This is a genomic window from Clostridia bacterium (assembly GCA_028698525.1).
Lineage (GTDB): Bacteria > Bacillota > Clostridia > JAQVDB01 > JAQVDB01 > JAQVDB01.
This window is the reverse complement of the sequence record JAQVDB010000043.1, coordinates 1-18,727: the sequence shown is the minus strand read 5'-3', so window position 1 is coordinate 18,727 and position 18,727 is coordinate 1. Positions and strand designations below refer to the sequence as shown.

Genomic DNA, 18,727 nt, shown 5'->3' with positions numbered 1-18,727 from the left:
AGATGTATTACCTTGAAGTATATTTCCCATTTTACCAAGAGGAGTATATATACTTGTATCTTGTATGACAAGGTTATTATTAAATTTGTCATTTTGTTTTTGGCTGATAATATCTATTAAATCTTTCTTTGTTTGTACATGATTTTCGTTATATTCGTCTTTTTTTAATGTACCATAATCCTCATTATTGATTTCATATGGTTTAGCTTTGTTCTGTCGGTTTTGTTCTATCTTTACATTCAAGTCTGATTCCTCATTATAAGATTTTGATGTAGGTAATTCTATCTTTTCTGATTTAGCCTGTCCTTCCAGCCTTTGAGTATCTGTATTTGCCGTAAACTTTACCTCTCTATTTACTCGAGAATCATCTGTGTTTTGCAGGACCTGGCTAAATTCTAGCATCCTTGATGCTACATCTATAGATTTCTGCTGTTTATCAACAACAAAATCAGATGATGGTATATGATCTGTATCGGTTTCTATTCTTTCTAATAGCTCTTCTATCTTTATAGCATCACCGCCATCTTGCTCAATCAACTCATTTTCAAAAGCTTGAATAAATTTATTTTGGATAACATAGCCATCATCAGCCAACAATTTAGCTAAAACTTGAATTTCTCCATTATCAATGTTACTCATAATACTTCTAAAAAAGTTTAAATCGACTCCTAGGTCCTTCCCTTCTTCAAGATTGACTTTACCATGATTTTGATTATTGACATCATTGCTTTCTAACTCCTCCCCTGTAATAATGTAAAGCAATAAGTCAAATACACTTAATGCACTTTCAAAGGATATATTCTCATCTTTATTCTTTATGTCATTTTTTATAATCTTTGAACTGTCATTACCTAAATCACTCAACTTCAAAATCGAGGCTGTCTTCATTCACCGCTTCACCTCCTCCCCATTCATTCATTTCTATGGTCAAATCAGCCGCTATATTTGCATCCATCTCAGATAATATTTCGGCTGCTTGATCACTTTTGATATTACTGAGTATTTCGATTACAATTCCTCGCTCTTCTATTTGTTCTAATATAGCAGCTGCATTTGCTGCATCCATTTCATTATAGAGCTTGATTAACTTTTTTAACTTTTTCTCATCGCCAATCAATTCTTCCAGCTCTTTTAGTTTTTCTTCTATTTGCTTTTCTTTTTCTGCAATAGTATTTTCTCTTTGGTCTAGTTCACTGTTTTTTTGCTGCAATTCCTCTCTTTGCTGTTCTAATAATTCTCTTTGTTCTTTTATTTCATCCATTTGCTCTTCTTCGTCACTTGCTTGTTTATCGGCATCCTGTGTACTTGTCGGCAAACTCTTTATCCTATGTCTAAAGCCAGCTATATCAAAAATAAACAAAGCTGCAAAGGTAACTAACACAGCTAATATGATAGCGACAAATATAAGAAATCCTATCCCTTTTCGATCTTTTTCCTTTTTAACCTCATCCATACCAATCTCTCCGCTTTTTACTATTTGCAAAAGAAACAAATTCATCTATCGTCTTTTGTTCGATTCTTTTTTCTTGTTCTGCCACAACATCGTTGAATTTATCTTTTAATTTCTCATACATCTTTCTCTCTGTCATCTTTTTGATCAAATCATCCTTACACTCTTCACTTTGCCTGTTTATTCTTCGGATGACTTCTTTCTTGTTTTTGTATATCACGGCATATGAATTCAGGCTGCTATCGAATATTTTCAGATCGGAAATATCTATGCCCTTTTCCAACTGTTCTTTTAGATATCCTTCCAGTTCTCGCTTTTTTTGTCTTATATCTTCCAGTTTTTGTTTGTTGACTTCTAGCTCATCATAGATCCTTTTTAATTGGATTTTTATCTGTTCTTCCTGCTTTTGCTTTAAATTAAGCACCTTTTCAAATTTAAATTTGTTTGTCATTGTCTATATCCCTCAGAAAATTTCTTTCATCATTTGAATAGTTTTGTCAAAACTTACCTTTTCTTCAACTGATTGAATTAAAAAGTCATTTATAAGTGCAATTTTTTTAAGTGCATAATCAATATCCGGATTGCTCCCACGTGAATATGCACCGATATTTATAAGATCTTCTGCATCTTTGTATGTAGCAAGTATCTTTTTTATCTTATTAGCAAGTTCTAATTGCTCTTTTTCGCATATGTTCGGCATGATTCTACTTATGCTTTGCATTATATCTATCGCCGGATAATGGCTTGAATCCGCCAATTTTCTGCTCAGTACTATATGCCCGTCTAGTATTCCCCTCACTGCATCAGTTATAGGTTCATTCATATCATCACCATCTACCAAGACAGTATATATTCCTGTTATAGTGCCTTTTTCCCCAGGACCGCTTCTTTCCAACAGCTTTGGTAAGATACCGAACACAGAAGGTGTATATCCTCTTGTTACCGGTGGTTCACCTATAGCCAGGCCCACTTCCCTTTGAGCCATTGCAAAACGGGTCAAAGAATCCATCATCAGCATTACATCCATACCTTTATCCCTGAAAAACTCGGCTATCGAGGTAGCCAGCATGGCACCCTTTAATCTTATCAGGGCAGGTTGATCTGATGTAGCTACAACTACCACCGATCTAGACAAGCCTTCTTGTTTTAGATCGCTTTCTAAAAATTCTTTTACTTCCCTGCCACGCTCCCCAATGAGGGCAATAACATTTATGTCTGCTTTTGTATTCCTTGCAATCATCCCTAGTAAAGTACTCTTTCCCACTCCACTGCCCGAAAAGATACCCAACCTCTGCCCTTTTCCACAAGTTAACAATCCATCAATGGATTTAATGCCTAGGCTCAGCGGTTCTGTTATTCGTTTTCTTTTTAACGGTTGGGGGGGACTTTGTTCAACTGGATAATAATCTTCTACATCATCCAAACAACCTTTATCGTCGATAAAGTTACCTAACCCATCCATTATTCTGCCCTTCAAACTCATCCCCACTGGTATTTTTAACCTACTATTGCATGATTCAACAAAACTACCTGTGGATATTCCAGTTATATCAGCAAAAGGCATGAGCAATATCTTCTCATCCTTAAATCCTACGATTTCAGCATATATACTGGCATCATCATATTTATCATATATAAGACATAGTTCCCCTATTTTACCAGGGGGACCAGTTGATTCAATAGTCAGCCCAACAACCTTATTCACCTTTCCTATATGCTTTTTTAGCATAATACTCTTTACCTTATTATTATATTTATCTAGGATAATCTGGTTTTTCAATGAATATCACCCATTTGTTTCCTGTTTCAATGATAAAAATGCTTTTTTTATAATATCTATCTGGGTTTTTATCCTCTTATCAATAATTCCGTACTCTGTTTCAAGCATAAAACTTCCTTGTGGAATATCAGTATCCGGCTTTATTTTCAAAACGTCAGGTTGTTCTAACAACACAGTAATATCATTTTTTCTATCCTTCAAATAATCATAGTCTTCTTCACTCGTTCTCAATATTATGTAATTCTTGTAATTGAGATCATTTAATTCACATCTTATGAGATTTATTATCCGGTCTCTATTTACATATATATCGTGGTTAACCATTCTTTCTGCAATTGAAACAGCTAAATCTACAACCTGATCTTCTACTTGCTTATACATATCGCTGCGTTGTTTCTCCAGTTCTTCCAGCTTATCTTGATATAATTTTTCACCTTGTTGTTCTCCCTTGATATAGCCTTGCTGATACCCTTGTTCTTGTGCTTCTCGGTATATACTATCCCTTTTCTCTTGTGCATCTTGAATTATTTTTTCAGCTTTTTGCTGCGCCTCATCTAAAACATTTTTTGCTTTACTCTGGGTAAATTGTATAATATTTTTTTTTGCCTCATTTATATGTATTGCTGAAGAAGTCTCTTCTGTTTCAGAATGTCGTTGTGGTATATTTTCCTGTTCATTTATGCTGTTGGGGTTATTTATATCTAAATAAATAGTTTCTGATTTTAGTATTCTAGACAATTATTTCATCCCCTCCACCTCTTGAAATTATTATCTCTCCTGCTTCTTCCAAACTCCGTATTACATTCACAATTTTCTGTTGGGATTCTTCTACATCGCTCAACCTAACTGGCCCCATGAATTCCATATCTTCCTTTATCATTTCAGTTAATCTTTTTGACATGTTAGAGAATATTGCTTCTTTAACTTCTTCACTTGAACCCTTGAGAGCAACCGCAAGATCGCTATTGTCGATCTCCCTTAAAAATCTCTGTATAGACCTGTTATCTAGCAGGACAATATCTTCAAAAATAAACATTCGTTTTTTGATTTCACTTGCAAGCTCAGTATCTGTTATATCTAGAGACTCTATTATGTTCTTTTCGGTGCCTCTATCAACTGAGTTTAAAATATCTACCACAGATTGAATACCCCCAGCAACAGTGAAATCATCGCTTGCCATTGATGATAATTTCCTCTCCAGTATCTGTTCTACCTGCTTAATTACCTCTGGGGAAGTTCTATCCATCAACGCTATTCTCCTAGCTACATCTACCTGAACCTTTTGAGGTAAAGCAGATAAAACAGTTGCAGCCTTATCGGCATTTAGATAAGCAAGGATTAAAGCTATTGTCTGTGGATGCTCTCCTTGTATGAAGTTCAATAATTGTTGTGGATCTGTCTTTCTTACAAAGTCAAAAGGCCTTACCTGTAATGATGAAGTGAGTCTATTAATGATATCCAAAGCTTTTTGGCTACCAAGGGCTCTTTCCAATATATCTTTAGCATATGATATACCACCCTCTGAAATATATTCGTTTGCAAGACATAATTGATAGAATTCATCCTCCACCTTTTTTTTTGATTCTGAGTCCACTTTTTGCATATTTGCTATTTCTAAAGTTAATTGCTCTATCTCATCTTCGTTCAAATACTTAAATATTTGTGCAGATTGTTCCGGGCCTAGAGAAATCAACAATGCGGCAGCTTTTTGTCTGCCGTTTAGCCCCCGATTTCTTAATGACATTTTTTCACTCTCCTAATCTTCATTCAACCATGTCCTGATCAATCCCGCCACTTCCTCAGGTTTTTGTCTTATAAGCTTTTCTATTTGATTTCTCTTTTTGCTTTGTTCATCATCTTGAAACAATTCTTCAGTTTCATCAACTACAGCTGCAGTTTCCTGTTGAGTTTCTAATTCCTGCATGCTTTTACGTGCATTCCTTCTAGCAAAAACCACTAACAATATTATTATTACAGCTACAGCTGAAACGATAATAATATTGGTCAATCTTTGTTTCTTTTTTAATTGTTCAGCAGCGCTAAACGCCTCGTTTATATCATCTTTTAGTCCCTTCTTTGAAAATGGCATATTCTGCACATTGACAAATGATGGATCTATACCTACAGCAGAAGCGACAAGGGTCCTTACTTCCTCTAATCCAGTACCGCTCAATGCGGTTTGATCTACATCACTACTATCTATGATTACGGATATGGATAAATCCTTGATCTGACCCTGAGCCTGTTCAATCTGTTCTTTTATCTGATTGACCTCATAGTTCTTGATTTCGTTCTTTTTCTCATAGGATGAATCTCCCTCATCTGGTTGCACATATTGAGCAGCCCCATCATTACTATCTATCCCGGGTACTCCTCCTCCGTCAGGATTTTGCATCTTTTCTTTTAATTTTTCTACACTCACAACTATTCCTTCATCATCAATCACCGGTTCGAACTTAACTGTTTCAGATACTTTTTTATCAAAATCAAGTACCACATTTGAAGCAGCCACAATTTTATTGTATCCAAATACTGGCTCTAAAAGATCTTTTATTCTTTGGTTTATCATTTGCTCAAACTTATTTTTTAGTTCTATCTGATTGTTCACAAGCTCTTGTTGATCGTCTATGTCTGAACTTAGTATATTAGCATTATTGTCAATAATAGTAACATTTTCAGGTTTTAAACCCTCAATGCTATTAGCCACTAAACTTTCCACAGCTTTCACATTTTGAGGCTCTAATTGTGCGCCTCTTCTAATCTTTAATATCACAGATGCAGTTACAGGATGGTTGTTGTCTTTTATCACAAAATTATCTTCTTCAGGCATTCCTATATAAACTATTGCATCTTCTACATTGTCTAACGTTTTTATTGAATTGGCAAGGTCACGCCTTATGTAGTCAACAAAAAGCTTTTGTCTTTCTTGATCAGTTGTTCCGATTTTTATCTCTTTCATATATTCTTGAAAAGTTAAAGGCTGTTTAGGAATTCCTTCTGATACTAACTGCATCCTAGCCTTATCTACCATGTTTTTAGGCACTTTTATTGTTGTATTATTCAGCTCTGATTTCCATGGAATATCTAACTCATCCAATTTAGAAGTTATTTCTGCAGCGCTTTCAGTATCCAAACCCGAATATAGAACATCATAAGCATCTCTGGAGAATACAATACCCATTACTAATAATCCTAATATCACAGCAGATACTATTATAATAAAGCGTATTTTTTGGGATTTGTTTAAACCCTGCCAGAAATCGTCCAGTTGTTTTTTTATTCTAGTTATAGTTTCACGCACCAAATACACCTCATTTCTTGACAGGAGTCAAACTAAATTTGCATTCTCATTATCTCCTGATAAGCCTCCACCATTTTATTCCTTATCTGAAGCGTCAATTGAAGAGCAATATCGGCTTTTTCAGCATCAATAACAACATTGTGAAGATTTTCAGGCTGTTTTGCAACGAGCATGTCATTTGATTTATCCGCTTGTTTTTGAAGGCTATCCACTTTATAAATTGCATTTTTTAATGTTTCAGAAAAACTTTTCTTGTTTTCCGCTTTGTTAGATGTAAGACTATTTGTTTGACCAAAATTATTAATCTGTTGTAGATCGCTAATCCTCATAAATCATAACACCTCTCTATAGTTTTCCAATGTCCAGTGCACGAATTAACATGCTTTTTGATGAATTAAAACAAGTAATATTGGCTTCGTATGATCTAGTGGCAGAGATCATATTTACCATTTCTTCTATTATATTTATATTGGGCATGTTTACATATCCTTCCTGGTCAGCATCGGGATGTTCAGGGTTATATACTCTTTTATAAGGACTAGTATCTTCTATGATTCCAGTCACCTTTACCCCTCCCCCTGCTTTGTCCACCGCATTACCTAATACATTTTTGAATGAATCAGAGTCTTTCTGCTCTGCGAAAACAACAGTCTTTCTTCTGTAAGGATCTCCAGTTTCAGTTCGTGTGGTATTCATATTAGCGATATTTTTAGATATCACATCCATCCTTAACCTCTGTGCAGTTAAGCCGCTAGCACTTATATCTAAAGAATCAAGATAACCCATTTTATCATCTACCTCCTGTAATCGCAGTTTTTATTTTTCTGAGCTGTCTTGATATTTGAGTAGAAACCGAATTATATTGCAGAGTGTTTTTTGCCAGTTCGGCCATCTCATAATCGATATCTACATTGTTTCCATCCATCCTCATCCTTGTTTTATTCTGCTTATTAATTATAGGTTGAATTTGATCTAATCCCTTTTTCCCTATAGGTATATGTTGGTCTCTAGTGACTTTACCTTTCAATTTCATTATGTTTTCATCTAACAGCTCCTCAAAAACAACTCCTGATCTCTTGAACCCTGGCGTATCAACGTTAGCAATATTATTATTAATTATCTGGTTTCTCATCGATAAAACGTCCATAGCTTTTTCCATTGAATTAATATTGCCAAAAACATTCATAGGTTTATTCCTCCCAACATGATCTATAAGCTATACGGTTGAGTTTCATTATTGTTGACATTTTTTTTTGTTTTTTTACATTATTCTCATCCATACTTAATATTTTATGTAAATTTTTGTAATGTGTACATGCTACTTTATTATCAATTATTCTTTATTGTAGGACTTTGGTCCTATTTTGCACAAAAAAATAAAGAGCTAAGTTTTCTTAACTCTTTATTTTCTCCAGTTCTTCTAATAATCTGTCATTTAATATACGTATAAATGTGCCTTTCATTCCAAGGGATCTTGATTCAATAACGCCTGCACTTTCAAACTTCCTTAATGCATTGACTATTACAGATCTTGTTATTCCTACTCTATCTGCTATTTTACTAGCAACTAATAGACCTTCCATACCATCTAATTCTTTGAAGATATATTCTACTGCCTCTAATTCAGAATAAGATAAAGTACCAATAGCTAGCTGTACAACTGCTTTTTTCCTTGCATTTTCTTCTATTTCATCATTCTTTGTCCTGATAATCTCCATGCCAACTACAGTGGCACTATATTCAGCTAAAACCAAGTCATCTTGGTCATATTCCCCTTTATCTTTCATAAAAAGCAAAGTACCCAATCTTTCACTGCCACCATTTATTGGCGTAACAGTCATAATGCTATCGGAAAATTCTAAATCTTCTTCTCGATTAAAGATAAAGATTTTATCTTGTGTAATATTTGCCTCGGTTTGTTCAATATTTAATAGATATTTATTAAATCTCTTTGGTATCACGTTATCTTGTATAAATATCTCTTGGGGAAAAAGAGCGGAATGTCCTAAAATTTCCCCATTTTTACTGGCTATATATACATTTGAGTCCAGCTCTTCACTTAAAATATTACATAGATCAGCAAAAACAACAGGTTTACTTCCTGCTTTTTGCAAAACCTTGTTCAACCTTCTAGTCTTTTCTAGCAATGTCCTTGCCATATCCTACACTCCTTTATATTATATATCTTTCTATATCTCTGTTGGAAATATCATCTTTAAATCTTCCAACTACATAATCCCTATCAATTGTTATGTCCTTTTGTTCAATATCAGGTGCATCAAAGGATATATCCTGCAAAAGCTTTTCAAATACGGTATATAGTCTTCTGGCTCCAATATCCTCCATTTGTTCGTTTTGTATATAAGCTATATTTGCTATTTCATCTATTGAATCTTCTGTAAATTCAATGTTTACACCTTCGGTATTCATCAATGCTATATATTGTTTGGTGACTGCATTTTCCGTCTTTGTGAGTATCTGTTTAAAATGTTCTTTATTCAAGCTATTCAGCTTGACTCTTATTGGAAATCTACCTTGTAATTCTGGTATCAAATCGCTTATTTTAGCTACATGAAAAGCACCAGCAGCTATAAACAATATATGATCGGTTTTTACAGGACCATATTTTGTCATCACTGTGCTTCCTTCCACTATAGGTAATATATCTCTTTGAACCCCTTCTCTTGAAACATCAGGTCCGCCACTATAATCTTTACCTGCAATCTTATCAATTTCATCCAGAAAGATTATGCCATGTTGTTCAGCCTTATCTATTGCTTCAGCATTAACTTCATCCATATCTATTAACTTTTGCGCTTCTTGTTGGGCTAATATCTTTTTAGCTTCTTTTATTGTAACTCTTCTCTTTTTTTTCTTTTTAGGAAATAAGTTCCCAAAAACATCTTGCATATTTATGTTTATCTCATCATTACCCATGTTAGAAAAAAAATCAATGCTGGTCCCCAGCGTATCTTCCACTTCTATTTCAATATATTCACTATCAAGTTCTTCTGTAGCAAGCTTCTTTTTTAATTGTATCCTTCTCTCTTTTATTTCCCCTTTCTCCTGACTGTCATAATTTCCCTGTTCATCGTTTTCATAATCTATAGTCCCAAACAACGCTTCCAGAGGATTATTCACATTCTTTTTTCTTCTAGAATACGGTAGCAATATATTGGCTATCCTTTGCAAGGCTAACTCTTGGGCTTTGCTCATAACAGTTTTCATCTTTTCATTTTTCTGCATCCTTATAGATTCTTCTACCAAATCTCTGATCATGGACTCAACATCTCTACCCACATAACCCACTTCCGTGAATTTCGTAGCCTCGACTTTTATAAACGGTGCTTTAACTAATTTAGCTAATCTTCTGGCAATTTCTGTTTTCCCTACACCCGTTGGGCCTATCATAACTATATTTTTGGGAGTAATTTCTTCCTGTAACTTTTTCTCTAATCTGCTTCTTCTATATCTGTTTCTCAATGCAATTGCAACAGCTTTTTTAGCTTCTTCCTGACCGATTATGTATCTATTCAACTCACTTACAATCTGTTTTGGAGTCAATTCATCCACAAACCATCCTCCTCTCTAAAGCTTCTCTAATGTTATATTGTCATTTGTATAAACGCATATTGAAGCAGCTATAAGCAAAGATTTTCGAGCTATTTGCTCTGCGCTCAGTTGTGTATTCCCTAACAATGCTTTTGCAGCTGCAAGGGCATATGATCCTCCCGATCCAACTGCTATAATATCATCATCCGGCTGTATAACTTCTCCATTCCCTGATATGAGCAACATATCCTCCTTGTCCGCAGCTATCAATAACGCTTCTAACTTTCTTAATACCTTATCCGCTCTCCATTCCTGTGCTAAATTCACTGCTGCCCGCCTCAAATTGCCCCCGCTTTCTTCTAATTTAGCTTCGAACTTTTCAGATAAAGTAAAGGCATCTGCAACTGAACCTGCAAAGCCTACTATCACACGATTATTATATACTTTCCTTACCTTTTTTGCGCCATGCTTTAGTATGGTATTTTGCCCAAAAGTGACCTGTCCATCTCCTGCCACAACTACATTCTGTCCTTTACGGACAGCTACAATAGTAGTACCTCTAAACATCGAAATAGTACCTCCAGTTAATATATGTGCGATACAGAACATATCAATATTATCATATATGTTTTTTTTAATCAATAATTTAATCCAATTGATTGATAAATTCACTCAATACAAACAATGAATTACGTGAAACCTGTATACGCCTATTTTTTTTATCCCTTATCTTTTTATTTGGACTGGGAAGTATCCCAAAGTTAATATTCATAGGCTGAAAATCAAGCAAATGTGGATCAGTAATATATCCACAAAGGGCACCTATTCCAGTCTCTTTTGGAAATATTATAGGAGCCTTATGATGTATAAATCGATACATATTTATCCCGGCAACTAAACCACTTGCAGCAGATTCTACATACCCTTCCACCCCTGTCAGCTGGCCTGCAAAAAATATATTATCGTCTGTCTTCATCTGCATTGTAGGTTTAAGTAAACGGGGAGAATCTATAAATGTGTTCCTATGCATAACCCCATATCTAACAAATTCAGCATTCTCTAACCCCGGTATCAAACGGAACACTCTCTTTTGCTCACCCCATTTTAGATTTGTCTGAAAACCTACCATATTAAAAAGAGTGCCTTCTATATTATCTCGCCTGAGTTGTACTATAGCGTGTGGTGGTTTATCATCCTTAAAGCGATATTCAAAACCCACAGGCTTTAGCGGGCCAAACAACAATGTTTTATCGCCTCTTTTAGCCATTACTTCCACCGGCATACAGCCTTCAAACACTGAAGGTTTCTCAAAATCTCTTAATTTTGCTGTTTCTGCATTTACCAGCTCAGTCCAAAATTTTTCATACTCTTTTTCATTCATTGGACAATTGATATAATCATCGCCCCTATTATATCTCGATCCCCAAAATGCCTTCTCAAAATCAATAGAATCCCTTGTAATAACTGGAGCAGCAGCATCAAAAAAATAGAGGCATTTTTCCCCAGTAAGCTCAATTATGTTATCCACTAATGAATCTGATGTTAAAGGTCCTGTAGCAATTATTACATTTTCATCTTCAGGTATTTGGCGCATCTCTTTATTTGTTATGCTTATATTATTATTGTTTGACAAAATATCTGTGATTTGTCTTGAAAAATTCGTCCTATCCACCGCCAATGCATCACCTGCCGGGATTCTGTTTGAATCCGCAGCTTTTAAGATTATCGAGTCTAGCATCCTCATCTCATCTTTTAATAATCCTGAAGCATTTTCCAGCCTATCTGAACCCAATGAATTGCTGCAAACAAGTTCAGAAAACAAATCTGTCTTATGTGCAGGAGTAGTCTTGATCCCCCGCATTTCAACAAGAGTAACATCTACCCCTCTTTTCGCGAGCTGCCATGCAGCTTCTGACCCGGCTAAACCGGCTCCGATTATTAGTACTCGTTTTTCCATTGATTCACCTTCATTATAATTTTTCTGTGTATCCACAATCATCATTTGTACATTTAAGTTTGCCCTTGCTTTTCCTGCTTTTGTTCTTCACCATCATTCCTCCACATTCTGGACACTTTTTTTCTACTGGTTCATTCCAAGATACAAAATCGCAATCCGGATAATTTTTACATCCATAAAATCTTCTACCCTTTTTTGTCTTTTTAACTACCACATTAGAACCACATTTAGGACATTTTACATTTAGTTCCTGCACCAAAGGCTTCGTAAATCTGCATTCAGGAAAACCCGGGCAGGCTAAGAATTTCCCGTATCTCCCTTGTTTTACAACTAAATTTTTACCGCATTTTTCACATTTTTCTTTGGAAACCTCTTCTTTTATCTCTATTTTCTCCATCTGTTCTTCTGCATTCTTTAAAGAATCGCTAAAAGGCTGATAAAATTCCTCTAATACTTCATTCCAGTTTTTTTGACCTTCTTCAATAAAGTCTAAATCTTGCTCCATATTTGCCGTAAATTGAACATCTACAATATCTTTGAAGTATTCCTTCATAATATCATTGACGATAGTACCCAGCTCTGTTGGTTTTAGATATCTTTCCTCCCGTTCTACATATCCTCTTGTTAAAATAGTATTTATTATCGGCGAATACGTGCTAGGCCTACCTATGCCCTTTTCCTCTAAAGTTTGAACTAAAGATGCCTCTGTATATCTTGCCGGCGGCTTGGTAAAATGCTGTTTATCATTCAATTTTAATAAAGATAGATCATCACCTTTGTTTATATCAGGTAAAATATTTTCGTCTTTCTCTTCACCGTCAGTATAAACAGTCAAGAACCCCGGAAATTTCAGTGTAGAGCCTGTTGCCTTAAAGATATAATCGTTGCAACTAATTTTAATAGTCACTGTATCATATATAGCATATTCCATCTGGCTAGATATAAATTTATTAAATATAAGTTTGTACAATTTGTACTGGTCTTTTGTAAGAGAGTTTTTTATATCATCAGGAGCCCTAAAGGCTGATGTAGGTCTTATGGCTTCATGAGCATCCTGGGTACCTTTTTTGCTCTTATACATATTAGGTTTGTCCGGATAGTATTTGCTTCCGTACTGCTCTAAAATATATTCCTTGGCTTGTTTTCTGGCCTCGTTGGAAACTCTGACTGAGTCGGTCCTTATATATGTAACCAAACCTACCGTTCCCTCTCCTTTTATATCTATTCCCTCATACAATTGCTGGGCAATTAACATTGTCTTTTTAGTGCTAAAACCCAACTTGTTGGAAGCTTCCTGTTGTAGCCTGCTGGTTGTGAACGGGGGTGTTGGATACCGTTTCTTTTCCTTTTTGCTTTTATAAATTACTTCGAAAACACCATTTTCAATTTCTTTCTTTATCCTATCTACATCCTCTTTAGTATTCAGTTTTATCTTTCCTTTTTTATTGCCATAAAACTCCGTTTCAAATTCAGCTTTAATATCATTATCATATAAAATCGCAGCAAGAGTCCAATATTCTTCAGGTTTGAACCTTCCAATTTCTTCTTCCCTATCACATATTATTCTTATAGCTACTGACTGTACCCTACCTGCACTCAACCCTTTCTTTACCTTTCTCCATAAAAGAGGACTTATCTTATACCCCACTATTCTATCTAAAATACGTCTAGCTTGCTGTGCATCAACAAGGTTTTGGTCTATTTTGCGAGGATTCTTTATTGCATCTTTTACGGCGTTTTTAGTTATTTCGTTAAATTCAATCCTGCATGGCTCGTTTTTATCAATATCAAGCACATTAGCTATATGCCAAGATATAGCTTCCCCTTCTCTATCAGGGTCTGTTGCTAAATATATTTTTTCTGATTTTTTTGCCTCTGTCTTTAGCTTTTTTACTATATCTCCTTTTCCACGAATCGTTATATATTTGGGAACGAACCCATCTTCTATATTAACCCCTAATCTACTTTTAGGAAGATCTATCACATGTCCCATAGAAGCTACTACTTTATAGTTTCTTCCTAAAAACTTTCCTATTGTTTTAGATTTTGTAGGTGACTCTACAATTAAAAGTTTCTTTCCCAATTTTACCCCTCCATTTTTAGTTAGCCTTAAAAAATTTCCCCGGCAATTGAATTATGATACCATTTAACTCCATGTTTATCAAGGTAGAACTCACTATTTTTACAGGTAAGCCGGTTATCTTTATTATCTCATTTATATGCATAGGCTGATTTTTTATACAATTATAAATAGCTTTTTGTTCTTTCCCAGATAGCTCCTCAAATTTTTTGTCATTATCTTGTTTTGAAACAAAGTTAATATGTATTTCTTCAAGTATATCTTCCACTGTATAAACTAACTTTGCTCCCTCCTGTATCATCTTGTTTGTACCTTCACTCAATCCACTATTTATATTGCCGGGTATTGCAAACACTTCTCTTCCCTGTTCAAGGGCATAATCTACAGTTATCAAGGTCCCACTCCTTGAGCTAGCTTCTATAACAAGGACTCCTAATGATAAACCGCTTATAAGTCTATTTCTCACCGGAAAATTTCCGGACTTTGGCACCATGCCTAAAGCAAATTCAGACATGACTACACCATTTCTAATTATATTATTATACAATTTTTCATTTTCAGGGGGGTATACAACATCTATCCCTGAACCTAACACAGCTATTGTTCGTCCTCCCGCATCTAAAGCTCCTTGATGAGCAAAAGTATCTATCCCTCTTGCCATTCCACTTACTATTGTTATACCCATCTTTGCCAGTTCATAGGAAAATCTTTTAGCCATCTTTATGCCATAATAAGTCGCATTTCGCGAGCCGACTATAGCAATAGCTTTATCATCATTTTCCCCAAATGCCCCTCTAACATACAACAGTTCCGGCGAATCAGTGATGTTCTTTAAATTTTCAGGATAACTTTTACTGTCTTTTGTTAGGACATTTACACCTAATCTTTCCAATGCCATCATGTATTGGTTGAACTTTCTTTTATCCCTATATTTTAGTATCTGTTCAACTGTCTTAGGACCTATAGAATTTACATTGAGCAGTTGGTCTGCATCAGCCTTCCATACCTGTTCAGCATCTCCAAAATACTCTAAAAGTTTCCTTGTTCTATAAAGTCCTAACCCAGGCACACTATAAAGCCAGATTAAATATTTTTTACTATCCAACTTTGTCCTCCTCTTTGAAAATATTGCTCAAAAATCAGATCATAGCTTGCCTGTCCAGTACTTTCTATCAAGTGTTCTATATTGAATAACCTCGGCTATATGATTTTCTCTAATCCATTCTTCTCCTTCTATATCAGCGACAGTACGTGCTATTTTTATGATTTTGTTATAAGCACGCATGCTTAATTTTAATTTTTCAAACGCATTTTCCAAAAGCTTTTTACTGTCTTTATCCATCATGCAGTATTTCTTTATCAATTTTGTGCTCAGCTGGCTATTAAAATAAATTTTTTCCTTTCTATAGCGATCTAGTTGTATTTCCCTAGCTTTGTCCACTCTTTCTTTAATCTGAGCTGAACTTTCATTTTTCTCTTTTGAAACCATGTCTTGATAATCCAATGCAGGAACCTCAAGTTGAATATCTATCCTGTCCAACATAGGGCCTGATATTTTACCTAGGTACCTTCTTATCTGATTGGGTGTACATCGGCACTCCCGCTTTAAATCCCCAAAATACCCGCACGGACATGGATTCATGCTTGCTACAAGCATGAACTCGGCAGGAAAGGTTACTGTAGCATTTACCCTTGCAATTGTCACTTTTCCATCCTCCAAAGGTTGCCTCAACACTTCCAAGGCATCTCTTTTGAACTCAGGTATTTCATCCAAAAATAGCACACCTCTATGTGCCAAACTTACCTCTCCTGGACCGGGAATCACTCCTCCACCTACAAGTGATGAATTTGATATCGTGTGATGGGGTGTTCTAAATGGCCTGATTGTTATTATGGATGCTTTATTCAATTTACCTGCTATACTATGTATCTTGGTCACTTCCATAGCTTCATCAAAAGTCATATCCGGTAAAATTGTTGGTATCCTCCTAGCTAACATAGTCTTACCGGAACCTGGAGGGCCTATCATAATTATGTTATGTGAGCCGGCTGCACCAATTTCCAACCCCCTCTTGACAAACTGTTGCCCTTTTACATCGGAGAAATCATCGTCAGTATTAACTCTATGTTTTAAGTTAAGGCGGTCACAACTTATTTTAGCTATTCGTTTGGTGCCTGTCAAAAATTCTACTACATCAATCAATGTATCCACAGGATAAATATTCAACCCCTCCAACAAAGATAACTCACCAGCATTGCCTGCTGGTACAATGATATCATTGTACCCCAGTTGTTTTATAGAAATAGCCATAGGAAGGGCACCTTTTATAGCCCTTATATGGCCATCCAATGATAATTCACCTAATATTACAAAATCTCTAATATTAACATCACCCAAAATTCCCATACAATTCAATATGCTAATAGCAATAGGTAAATCGTAATTTGAGCCTTCTTTTCTTATATCGGCAGGGGCAAGATTAACAGTTATCCTCCTTATCGGAAATTGAAAATTAGAGTTTTTTATAGCAGCCCTGACTCTTTCTTTTGACTCTCTTACAGAAGTATCCGGCAACCCCACAATATCAAAGCAAGGCAATCCACTGGATATATCAGTCTCAACCTCAACTATATGCCCGTTTAAACCTATCAAAGCACAGCTCTTTACCTTGGAAATCATAATAAGCACCTTTTTCTCCCAAAATTATCATATTTATTTTACCATATTATTTTTATGTGTCCACAAATTTCATATATCACTAAATTCTATACCAATTTAATAAATCCTGCTTTTCATATAAAAAAGCAGGATTTACCATCTTTCTTTAAAAATAAACTCTATTAATTTTATTTCATATAATGTAAAAACAAACTCATAAAACATATTTAAAAATTTATTTCAATAATTTAATGCTATAACATTTATGGATTTGGGCAGGATAGCTTTCAGCGATTTGACCATCATAAACAATCTGTATATTATCGCCTATTGCAATATCATCTATGATTATCTCTTTATCTCGGAAATCTGACAAGGCTGCATCGCTTACCGATATAGTAATTTGATCAGCAGAATTTAATTCAGATGATCCTTTCACCGGTTGTACCAACAAATAAGATTGGTTTATATCAAGCACTACTGCATTAAATGAAGTCCGGTCTTTTTTCCCTAGACTGCTGCAGCCCACTAATATAACAAACGCAATTACTATACATACAATTAAAAAAGAATATCTGTTTGTCATTTGAATCCCTCCTCAATTTGTTAGGCGATTAATCAGCACATTTGTTCCTATGTAGTTGCCCTGTTTTATGCTTTATCGCCTCTCAATCTGTTCAAATTTCTTTTTAACCCATATTGTCCTGTCTCGCATACCCAACTCGCTATAGCATTTAACTAAATTCTTATAGGCATATTTGTTTTCAGGTTGTATCTCTATAACCTTATTTGCATAATATATTCCCTTCTTATAATTCTTAAAATTCTTTATAAAAAGATTGGAGAGACTCATGAGTATGTTAATATCTTTAGGATATTCACTAAGTCCTTTTTTCAAAATTTCTAGGGCTTCTTGCTTTTTTTGCATCATTCCAAGGGCGATAGATAAGTTACAATAGCATTCACAATAGAAGGTTTTAGACATAGAGTCTTTGTTCATATCCAATGCCTTTTTATACTGACAAACAGCTTGTTGATAGAGCATCCTATTAAAATATAGATCCCCTTTAAGCTTATAATTTAACATACGTTCAGGGTTAGCTTTGATAGCTTGATCAATATAGCCTATCGCTATTTCATAGTTTCCCTCATCCCACAACAGTGTAGCCAGGTTATGGTAAATAAATTCATCCCTAGGGTTTACTGTCAGTCCCTGCAGATAAGCTTTTAATGCTTTTTGGTGATAACCCCTTCCATAATAGAAAGCACCCAAGTTTAAATAAGCCTCTGAACTGCCGGGCTGCAATTTTGCTTGGGTTCTTAAACAAAATTCCATAGCGGCTAGATCGCCCATATTTTCATAAATAAAGGCCGCTTTCTCCCATAAGTATACGTTATCCCCTTGGAACATATTGGGGTTATATTCCAGTATTTCCTTAAAGTACTTCATGACATAATCCATTGTCAACTGCTTGTTCTTTATTTCCAACTTATTCTTTCCACTATAGTCTGTTTCCCAAATGGTATCCAATCTATTCTCTATATACTCAAACTTCCACTTCATTATTGTACTTTTGGGAATGGGTACATTTTCACCCATCCTTTCTTCAGGAATCCTTTCTTCTATCCAGTGGCGCATCTTCTCCGCCGATTTGCTCTTTCTTAACTGTATAACAAGCCATTTCCCTGGGCGATAGAAATATGATTTCTGATAGTAAATTCGACGAAAACCCTTAGCGAATATATTGTCCAAATGGTATGGGGGTTTTTGCGGATCTTGCTGGAAGAATTCACCCCACGTATAAGAATATCTTTCATATAACTTGTAATATGGATTAGCTTTATTAGACTCACTGATCATATCCAAGTATTTGGAGGCTGTAGCCTGAAGTTCATTAAACCTCTTTGTCCCTTTTCTTACTCCTTGCATCCGTAAGGGCTCCAGTCC

At 35.2% G+C, this 18,727-nt stretch carries 19 protein-coding genes; all 19 read right to left on the bottom strand.

Annotated features, from left to right (window positions below):
- A partial coding sequence (locus tag PHP06_07650; GenBank protein ID MDD3840437.1) for a hypothetical protein occupies positions 1-888 on the bottom strand: 888 nt, incomplete at its 3' end.
- A complete protein-coding gene (locus PHP06_07645) occupies positions 857-1,453 on the bottom strand; it encodes a hypothetical protein (protein ID MDD3840436.1) in 597 nt (198 codons plus the stop codon). The genes PHP06_07650 and PHP06_07645, both read right to left, overlap by 32 nt.
- Entirely contained in the window at positions 1,446-1,901 is a 456-nt protein-coding gene (fliJ, locus tag PHP06_07640; GenBank protein ID MDD3840435.1) for a flagellar export protein FliJ, read from the bottom strand. The genes PHP06_07645 and fliJ overlap by 8 nt, the downstream gene beginning before the upstream one ends.
- Before the next feature lie 12 nt (positions 1,902-1,913).
- Complete coding sequence (gene fliI, locus PHP06_07635) at positions 1,914-3,230, bottom strand: flagellar protein export ATPase FliI (GenBank protein ID MDD3840434.1); 1,317 nt, start codon at positions 3,228-3,230, stop codon at positions 1,914-1,916.
- Between the two features lie 6 nt (positions 3,231-3,236).
- Positions 3,237-3,968, bottom strand: a complete 732-nt coding sequence (locus PHP06_07630; GenBank protein ID MDD3840433.1) for a FliH/SctL family protein — start codon at positions 3,966-3,968, stop codon at positions 3,237-3,239.
- Positions 3,961-4,974 (bottom strand): flagellar motor switch protein FliG, encoded by a 1,014-nt coding sequence (gene fliG, locus PHP06_07625; protein MDD3840432.1) that lies wholly within the window; start codon positions 4,972-4,974, stop codon positions 3,961-3,963. The genes PHP06_07630 and fliG overlap by 8 nt, the downstream gene beginning before the upstream one ends.
- Positions 4,975-4,986: 12 nt before the next feature.
- Positions 4,987-6,531, bottom strand: coding sequence for a flagellar basal-body MS-ring/collar protein FliF (fliF, locus tag PHP06_07620; protein ID MDD3840431.1), 1,545 nt, complete (start codon positions 6,529-6,531; stop codon positions 4,987-4,989).
- 32 nt (positions 6,532-6,563) lie between these two features.
- Complete coding sequence (fliE, locus tag PHP06_07615; GenBank protein MDD3840430.1) at positions 6,564-6,860, bottom strand: flagellar hook-basal body complex protein FliE; 297 nt, start codon at positions 6,858-6,860, stop codon at positions 6,564-6,566.
- A 16-nt stretch (positions 6,861-6,876) separates the two neighbouring features.
- Positions 6,877-7,317: a flagellar basal body rod protein FlgC gene (flgC, locus tag PHP06_07610; GenBank protein ID MDD3840429.1), complete on the bottom strand. Its 441-nt coding sequence runs from the start codon at positions 7,315-7,317 to the stop codon at positions 6,877-6,879.
- A gap of 4 nt (positions 7,318-7,321) precedes the next feature.
- Positions 7,322-7,717, bottom strand: a complete 396-nt coding sequence (gene flgB / locus PHP06_07605; GenBank protein MDD3840428.1) for a flagellar basal body rod protein FlgB — start codon at positions 7,715-7,717, stop codon at positions 7,322-7,324.
- Between the two features lie 208 nt (positions 7,718-7,925).
- Positions 7,926-8,690: a GTP-sensing pleiotropic transcriptional regulator CodY gene (gene codY, locus PHP06_07600; GenBank protein MDD3840427.1), complete on the bottom strand. Its 765-nt coding sequence runs from the start codon at positions 8,688-8,690 to the stop codon at positions 7,926-7,928.
- Positions 8,691-8,703: 13 nt separating this feature from the next.
- The gene (gene hslU, locus PHP06_07595) at positions 8,704-10,104 is read right to left on the bottom strand and encodes an ATP-dependent protease ATPase subunit HslU (GenBank protein MDD3840426.1); all 1,401 of its coding nucleotides are present in this window, start codon (positions 10,102-10,104) and stop codon (positions 8,704-8,706) included.
- A 15-nt stretch (positions 10,105-10,119) separates the two neighbouring features.
- A complete protein-coding gene (gene hslV / locus PHP06_07590; GenBank protein ID MDD3840425.1) occupies positions 10,120-10,650 on the bottom strand; it encodes an ATP-dependent protease subunit HslV in 531 nt (176 codons plus the stop codon).
- A gap of 79 nt (positions 10,651-10,729) precedes the next feature.
- Positions 10,730-12,040, bottom strand: a complete 1,311-nt coding sequence (trmFO, locus tag PHP06_07585) for a methylenetetrahydrofolate--tRNA-(uracil(54)-C(5))-methyltransferase (FADH(2)-oxidizing) TrmFO (GenBank protein ID MDD3840424.1) — start codon at positions 12,038-12,040, stop codon at positions 10,730-10,732.
- A 13-nt stretch (positions 12,041-12,053) separates the two neighbouring features.
- On the bottom strand, positions 12,054-14,123 hold the full coding sequence (gene topA, locus PHP06_07580; protein MDD3840423.1) for a type I DNA topoisomerase: 2,070 nt from the start codon (positions 14,121-14,123) through the stop codon (positions 12,054-12,056).
- 16 nt (positions 14,124-14,139) lie between these two features.
- A complete protein-coding gene (gene dprA / locus PHP06_07575; protein ID MDD3840422.1) occupies positions 14,140-15,225 on the bottom strand; it encodes a DNA-processing protein DprA in 1,086 nt (361 codons plus the stop codon).
- A 39-nt stretch (positions 15,226-15,264) separates the two neighbouring features.
- Complete coding sequence (locus PHP06_07570; GenBank protein MDD3840421.1) at positions 15,265-16,800, bottom strand: YifB family Mg chelatase-like AAA ATPase; 1,536 nt, start codon at positions 16,798-16,800, stop codon at positions 15,265-15,267.
- 214 nt (positions 16,801-17,014) lie between these two features.
- A complete protein-coding gene (locus PHP06_07565) occupies positions 17,015-17,365 on the bottom strand; it encodes a hypothetical protein (GenBank protein MDD3840420.1) in 351 nt (116 codons plus the stop codon).
- Positions 17,366-17,437: 72 nt separating this feature from the next.
- Positions 17,438-18,727 (bottom strand): tetratricopeptide repeat protein (locus PHP06_07560; GenBank protein ID MDD3840419.1); only part of this gene is annotated, 1,290 nt, incomplete at its 5' end.

What these genes read in the sequence shown, in the direction of transcription:
- PHP06_07645 (MDD3840436.1), bottom strand. Translation starts at nt 1,453, where the DNA reads ATGGATGAGGTTAAAAAGGAAAAAGATCGAAAAGGGATAGGATTTCTT.
- fliJ (MDD3840435.1), bottom strand. Translation starts at nt 1,901, where the DNA reads ATGACAAACAAATTTAAATTTGAAAAGGTGCTTAATTTAAAGCAAAAG.
- fliG (MDD3840432.1), bottom strand. Translation starts at nt 4,974, where the DNA reads ATGTCATTAAGAAATCGGGGGCTAAACGGCAGACAAAAAGCTGCCGCA.
- fliE (MDD3840430.1), bottom strand. Translation starts at nt 6,860, where the DNA reads ATGAGGATTAGCGATCTACAACAGATTAATAATTTTGGTCAAACAAAT.
- flgC (MDD3840429.1), bottom strand. Translation starts at nt 7,317, where the DNA reads ATGGGTTATCTTGATTCTTTAGATATAAGTGCTAGCGGCTTAACTGCA.
- flgB (MDD3840428.1), bottom strand. Translation starts at nt 7,717, where the DNA reads ATGAATGTTTTTGGCAATATTAATTCAATGGAAAAAGCTATGGACGTT.
- codY (MDD3840427.1), bottom strand. Translation starts at nt 8,690, where the DNA reads ATGGCAAGGACATTGCTAGAAAAGACTAGAAGGTTGAACAAGGTTTTG.
- hslV (MDD3840425.1), bottom strand. Translation starts at nt 10,650, where the DNA reads ATGTTTAGAGGTACTACTATTGTAGCTGTCCGTAAAGGACAGAATGTA.
- trmFO (MDD3840424.1), bottom strand. Translation starts at nt 12,040, where the DNA reads ATGGAAAAACGAGTACTAATAATCGGAGCCGGTTTAGCCGGGTCAGAA.
- PHP06_07570 (MDD3840421.1), bottom strand. Translation starts at nt 16,800, where the DNA reads ATGATTTCCAAGGTAAAGAGCTGTGCTTTGATAGGTTTAAACGGGCAT.
- PHP06_07565 (MDD3840420.1), bottom strand. Translation starts at nt 17,365, where the DNA reads ATGACAAACAGATATTCTTTTTTAATTGTATGTATAGTAATTGCGTTT.